Raw genomic sequence first — 6,009 nt, 5'->3', positions numbered from 1 at the left:
GCCGCGGGCTGCTCGCGGCGGCGGCCGTCGCCCTCGTCGTCGCGGGCGGTGCGACGGGCGCGGCGATCGCCGGGTCGCCGGGCACGACGACGCCCGGGGACACGACGTCCACGGCGCCGCCGGCGGCCGCCGCGCCCGGCACGACCGTCGAGCTGTTGCCGGTCGACGACGCCGACGTCCGCGCCGAGCTCGTGCTGACGCCCGTCGCGTGGGGCACGCGCCTCGACTGGTCGTGCTCGTACCCGGCGGAGGCGGGCACGTCGGGCGGCACCTACGAGCTCGTCCTCGTGGACGACGCGGGCCGCCGCGAGGTCGTGGCGACGTGGTCGGCGACGAAGGCGGGGCGCTCGGACGGGCTGGGGGCGTCGTCGGCCGTCCCGCTGGACGGCATCGCACGGCTCGAGCTGGGCGTGTCCGGCCTCGACCGTCCCCTGGCCGCCGCGGACGTGCGCGCCGTCGCCTGAGCCGCACGGCCGCGGGGAACTCGTCAGTCGTCGTCGAGCACGACGGGGCCGCGGCGCAGCTCGAGGTCGATCTGCTCGGCGTCGAGGATGTCGAGCGCGCGGCGCAGCGCCTGCGAGCTGTACACGCCGGACGAGCGCGCGTCGAGCAGCACCTCGCGCTGCGCGGCGATGGCCCGCAGGCGCAGCTCCTTGTACTGCGCGAAGACGTCGGCCGACGTCGCGGCGTCGGTGTCGCGGTTCTCGAGCTCGCGCACGACGTCGCGCCGCACGCGCGAGACGACGCCGGGGTCGAACGGCCGCCCGTCGGCGCGGCGCAGGTCCGGTGCGTCGATCACCGAGGCTGCCGCCGTGTCGAGCTCCGTGCGGACGGCCCGCTGGTCGACGTCGCCGGGCGAGACGCCGCCCGCGAGGCCGAGCCGACGCACGACCCACGGCAGCGTGCCGCCCTGGAGCAGGAGGCTGCCGGCCGCGACCGTGAACGCGACGAGGACGAGGAACGACCGGTGCGGGGTCTCCGCGGGCAGGGACTGCGCGGCGGCGACGGTGACGACGCCCCGCATGCCCGCCCAGACGAGCAGGACGCCCTCGCGCGGCCCGAGCGGCTGCTCGCGCAGGTAGTCGATGTCGGCGGCGCGGCGGCGCAGCACGCTCCGCGCCCGCCCGACGCGTTCCTGCGTGTCCGCCCGCTTGCGGACGGACCGGCCGAGCGGCCCGGGCAGCGGGGGCACCGGGCCGGGCAGGTGCGGGTCGATCGCCCGCAGCTGGGCCGTCACGCCCGTGCCCGCGTCGCCGGAGGCGCCCGCCGCGGGGTCGCGCGGGGCGCCGTCGGGACCGAACTTCTCGTCCAGCCGGCGCTGGATCCCCGAGATCGCGCCGCGCACCTGCTCGCCGCGCCGGGCGCGGCGCCGGGCGGACCGCACGAGCGGCAGCACGTACGCGGCGCGGATCAGCAGGACCGCGACGATCGTCAGCGCGGCGACCCCGACGGCGCCCCACAGGTCGCCGCGCTCGTCGAGCACGTCCTCGACGAGCGCGAAGAGCTCGAGCCCCATGAGCAGGAACACCCCGCCCTCGAGCAGGAGCTCGACGGTCCGCCAGTTCGACGCCTCGGAGATCCGGTCCTGCGGGCGCAGGTACCTCGCCGCCCCGTGGCCCGTGACGAGACCGGCCGTCACGACGGCCACGAGCCCCGACGCCCCGAGCCGCTCCGTGGGCAGGTACGCGAGGAAGGGGACGACGAACGACACCGCGACGCTGAGCGACGGCCGGGCCAGGCGCGCGCGCACGAACAGCCCCACGAACCCGACGGCGAGCCCCACCGCGACCGCGACGACGACCGCGAGCAGGAAGTCCCCGGCGACCGACCACAGCGACACGCTCGCGGCGGTCGCGGCGATGGCGGAGCGCAGCAGCACGAGTGCGGAGGCGTCGTTGAGCAGGCTCTCGCCCTCGAGCACCGTGACCGCGCGCGGTGACGCGCCGAGCCGCTTGACGATCGACGTCGCGACGGCGTCCGTCGGGCTGACGATCGCGCCCAGCGCGATCCCGGTGGACAGCGGGATGCCGGGGACGAGCACCATGAACAGCAGGCCGAGCAGCACCGAGCTGATGACGACGAGCGCCACGGACAGCCCGCCGATCGCCGTGAAGTCCCGCCGGAAGTCCATCGTCGGCATGCTCACCGCCGACGAGTAGAGCAGCGGCGGGAGGACGCCCGCGAGGATCCACTCCGGTTCGACCTCGATCGCCGGCACCCCGGGCAGGAAGCTCACGCCGATGCCGAGCAGCACGAGCACGAGCGGCGCCGCGACCCCCGCCTTCGGGGCGAGCACGTTCACCGCGACGATCGCCGCGAGCGCCGACACCGCGAGCGCGATGAGCGTGAGGATCTCGTCCTCCGTGAGCTGGAACGGGAACTCCATCCGACCCTCCGCGCGCGTGCTCGCCGCCCGGTTCCGTGCACCCGGCCCGCTCCACCGTACCGAGGTGCGCGCCCGGGGGCGCTCGCGCGCCCCGATGTCAAGGACTCTTGACACGGTGTCCGATGCGCCTTACGTTCGCCGTGTAGAGAATCTTTGACATCGACGAGGGCGAGGGAGCACCGCATGTCGTACGAGGAGAAGGGGACGTGGGTCTACCTCGTCGTGAGCGTGGTGGTCTACGCGGCCTACGTCGGTGTCCTGCTGACCCGTGCCGACGGCGCACCGCTCGGCGACGTCGAGTACGTCGCTCCGCTGCTGTGGGCGATCGGCGCCGCGATCGTGGCCGGGGTCGTCGTCCGGGTCGCGGTGGAGATCGTCCGGCCGAGCGAGACCTACCGCAGCGACGAGCGCGACCGCGAGCTCGCGCGCCGCGGCGTCGTGGTCGGCTGGTGGGGCGTGGTCGCGGGCGCGCTCGGCGCCCTCGGGCTCGCCCTCGTCGAGGCCGACCACTTCTGGATCGCCAACGTCGTCTACCTGGGCTTCGTCGCGTCCGCGGTCCTGTCGTCCGTGACGACGATCGTCGCCTACCGCCGGGGGGCGTGACGTGAAGGGCAGGCCCACGCGCGTCACCAACAGCATCCGCGCCCTGCGGTTCGCGCGCGGCGAGATGACGCAGGCCGAGCTCGCGGAGCGGGTCGGCGTCACGCGGCAGACCGTCATCGCGATCGAGCAGGGTCGCTACTCGCCGTCGCTCGAGACGGCGTTCCTCATCGCCCGCGCGCTGCGGGCCCCGCTGGACGAGGTCTTTGGGTACCCCGAGGACGCCACCGACGACGCCTGACGGCGCCGTCCTCCCGAGAGGACAGCCCGATGAGAGCAGCAGTGTCCACCGCCTACGGCCCGCCCGAGGTGGTGCAGGTCCGGGACGTCCCCGCGCCCGAGCCGGGCGACGGCGAGGTCCTCGTCCGCGCCCGCGCGAGCACGCTCGAGGCGGCCCTCGTCGCCGCGCGGGCCGGCACCCCGTGGTTCGCGCGCCTCGCCTTCGGCCTGCGGCGGCCGCGGTACCCGGTGCTCGGCGGCGTGGTCGCGGGCGAGGTGGTCGCGGTCGGGCCAGGGGTGACGCGGTTCGCGGTCGGGGACCGCGTCGTCGGGGTCACGCGCATGGGCGCCGGCGCGCACGCCGTGCTCGTCGTGCTCCGCGCGGACGGCGTCGTCGAGCCGGTCCCGGACGGGACGAGCGACGTCGACGCCGCCGTGCTGGCCTGCGGACCGCTCACCGCGCTGCCCTTCCTCCAGGTGCACGGCCGGGTGCGGCCCGGGCAGTCCGTGCTCGTGATCGGCGCCTCGGGCTGCATCGGCACCGCGGCCGTCCAGGTCGCCGCCCACGCCGGGGCGCGCGTCACCGCGGTGTGCGGGCCGCGCGGCCTCGACCTGGTCCGCGACCTCGGCGCGGCGGAGGTCGTCGACCGCAGCGTCGAGGACGTCACGGCGCGCGACGCCCGGTACGACGTCGTGCTCGACGTCGCGGGCGCGAGCTCCTACCGGCGCTGCCGCCGGCTGCTCACGGACGACGGCGCGTACCTCGTGACCGTGCCGTCGCCGGGGATCCTGTGGCGCACCGTGCGGACGAGCCGGCGCCGCCGCGGCCGGCGCGGGGTCGTCGCGTTCACCGGGCTGCGGTCGGAGACGCAGAAGTCGGAGGACCTGCGCACCGCGCTGCGCCTCGGCGCCGACGGCGCGCTGCGCCCCGTCGTCGACGCCGCCTACCGCCTCGACGACATCGCGGCCGCGCACCACCACGTCGAGCACGAGCACAAGGCGGGGACGGTCGTCGTCCTGCTCGCCTGACCGCGGCACCACGGACCGCGGCGACCGCTCCGGTCGCGCGACGGCGGCGCCCCGGGGAGGCTGCACGTGCAGCCGACGATCGACGAGAGGTGAGGACGTGGACGCGCGCGCACTGCTGGAGGACCTGTTCGGACGCATCGGCCCGACCGCCGCCCGGGCCGTCGAGGGTCTCGACGAGGACGCGCTGACGGCGCGCCTGGACCCGGAGGCGAACACGATCGCGTGGCTCGCGTGGCACCTCGCCCGCGGCCAGGACGCCCAGGTGGCGGCCGCCGCCGGGCGTGACGAGGTGTGGACGCGCGACGGCTGGGCGCGGCGTCTCGACCTGCCGTTCGACGACTCCGCGTCGGGCTACGGGCAGTCGCCGGACGAGGTGGCGCAGGTGCGCGCGAGCGCGGACGACCTGATCGGCTACGTGCGCGCCGTCCAGGACGAGTCGGCCGACGTGCTCGCGTCGCTCACCGACGACGACCTCGACCGCGTCGTCGACGAGGACTGGGACCCGCCCGTCACCCTCGGCACGCGCCTCGTGAGCGTCGCCGTCGACAGCCTCGAGCACGCCGGGCAGGCGGCGTACGTCCGGGGCGTGCTCGAGCGCACCGGACGGGACTGAGGTCCGGGCGGCTCAGAGCAGGCCGACGAGCGTGAACGGCACGGTGACGGTCGGGCCGTAGCCGGGGTCGTCGGCGCCCGGGTCCACCACGCGCAGCGCGAGCGTGTGCACGCCGGCTGACAGGTCCCGGACCTGCCGGACGAGCGGCTGGTCACCGAGCGTGTGGACGGTGCCCGTCGGGCGGCCGTCGACGAACGCCTCGACGCGCAGCCCGGGCGTGCCGTCCAGCACGACCTCCGTCGCGTAGCGCGGACCGAACCAGGACCAGCTGTCGACCTGCCCCGCGACGAGCGCCCCGGGGGCCGGTGACAGCACGCGCGGCACGTCGAAGACGTACGGGCCGACCGTCGCCGGCGCGGAGGTCTCGTCCTCCGCGACCTGGACCACCTGCAGCGTGTGCTCGCCCGTGGCGGCCAGCTCGGTGACGGCGATCTCCCAGTCGCCGTCCGTGCCGACGGTCGCGCTCGCGACGACGTCGCCGCGCGCATCCGTGACCTCGACGAGCGCGCCCGCCTCGCCCGTGCCACGCACGACGGGGAACACGGTCAGCGTGCCCGCAGGTGGGGCGGTGGTCACGACGAGCGGAGCGGTCTCCACCACCACGGGCGGCTCCGACGGTCCGGGCTCCGGCTCGGGCTCGGTCGGCGGGGTCGACGGCTCGGGTCCCGGTTCCGGCGTCTCCGGACCTGTCGGCTCGGGCGCCGGTTCCGGCACCTCCGGTCCCGTCGGGTCGGGCTGCGGCTCGGACGGCTCCGGTTCGGACGGCTTCGGTTCGGACGGCTTCGGTTCGGACGGCTCCGGCCCGGACGGCTCCGGCGGCTCGGGCGCCGGGCCCGGCTCCAGCGCAGCCGGGTCCGACGACGACGGGGAGCTCGGCGGAGGGGTCGACGGCTCGGAGGCGGCACCCGTGTCGGGAGGCGCGTCCGCGCCGACCGGCTCGTCGGCGGGGCCGTCGGCCGTCTCGCGCCGCTCGACGACGGTCGCGTCAGGGGCCTCCGTGGGGGGCGGGTCCGCGGACGTCACGGGCTCCAGGTCCGGCACCTCGACCGGCGCCTCCGATCCGACGTCGGCGGCGACCGCGGCGGGCGGCGCGTCCGGGGCCGCCCACGGCTGTGCCAGGACGGCGACGCCCACGCTCGCCGCGACGACGGTCGCGACGAGC

At 76.4% G+C, this 6,009-nt stretch carries 6 protein-coding genes and 1 pseudogene; 5 read left to right on the top strand and 2 right to left on the bottom strand.

The window, feature by feature from the left end:
* A pseudogene (locus tag JZ5iCDA_RS19080) lies at positions 1-464 on the top strand (hypothetical protein); the annotation flags it as partial.
* A 23-nt stretch (positions 465-487) separates the two neighbouring features.
* Here JZ5iCDA_RS19080 and JZ5iCDA_RS14870 read toward each other — a convergent pair.
* Entirely contained in the window at positions 488-2,386 is a 1,899-nt protein-coding gene (locus JZ5iCDA_RS14870; protein WP_069387862.1) for a cation:proton antiporter, read from the bottom strand.
* 183 nt (positions 2,387-2,569) lie between these two features.
* On the opposite strand from JZ5iCDA_RS14870, the gene JZ5iCDA_RS14865 reads away from it, so the two are divergent.
* From JZ5iCDA_RS14865 to JZ5iCDA_RS14850, 4 genes are all read left to right on the top strand, one after another.
* Complete coding sequence (locus JZ5iCDA_RS14865; RefSeq protein WP_069387861.1) at positions 2,570-2,989, top strand: hypothetical protein; 420 nt, start codon at positions 2,570-2,572, stop codon at positions 2,987-2,989.
* 1 nt (position 2,990) lies between these two features.
* Entirely contained in the window at positions 2,991-3,227 is a 237-nt protein-coding gene (locus JZ5iCDA_RS14860) for a helix-turn-helix transcriptional regulator (protein ID WP_083260049.1), read from the top strand.
* Between the two features lie 29 nt (positions 3,228-3,256).
* Positions 3,257-4,234 carry an NAD(P)-dependent alcohol dehydrogenase gene (locus JZ5iCDA_RS14855; RefSeq protein ID WP_069387860.1) on the top strand — a complete coding sequence of 326 codons (978 nt, stop codon included), beginning with the start codon at positions 3,257-3,259 and terminating at the stop codon, positions 4,232-4,234.
* A 97-nt stretch (positions 4,235-4,331) separates the two neighbouring features.
* Complete coding sequence (locus tag JZ5iCDA_RS14850; RefSeq protein WP_069387859.1) at positions 4,332-4,847, top strand: mycothiol transferase; 516 nt, start codon at positions 4,332-4,334, stop codon at positions 4,845-4,847.
* Positions 4,848-4,859: 12 nt separating this feature from the next.
* On the opposite strand, the gene JZ5iCDA_RS19075 is transcribed toward JZ5iCDA_RS14850, so the two are convergent.
* On the bottom strand, positions 4,860-6,009 hold a 1,150-nt coding region (locus JZ5iCDA_RS19075), incomplete at its 5' end, for an Ig-like domain-containing protein (protein WP_253182114.1).

The organism is Cellulosimicrobium cellulans, from assembly GCF_001722485.1.
Lineage (GTDB): Bacteria > Actinomycetota > Actinomycetes > Actinomycetales > Cellulomonadaceae > Cellulosimicrobium > Cellulosimicrobium cellulans_A.
Note: the sequence above shows the minus strand (reverse complement) of the source record. Positions and strands in the feature narration are given on the sequence as shown.

Coding starts and splice junctions, on each gene's coding strand:
- JZ5iCDA_RS14870 (WP_069387862.1), bottom strand. CDS start 2,386: ATGGAGTTCCCGTTCCAGCTCACGGAGGACGAGATCCTCACGCTCATC.
- JZ5iCDA_RS14865 (WP_069387861.1), top strand. CDS start 2,570: ATGTCGTACGAGGAGAAGGGGACGTGGGTCTACCTCGTCGTGAGCGTG.
- JZ5iCDA_RS14855 (WP_069387860.1), top strand. CDS start 3,257: ATGAGAGCAGCAGTGTCCACCGCCTACGGCCCGCCCGAGGTGGTGCAG.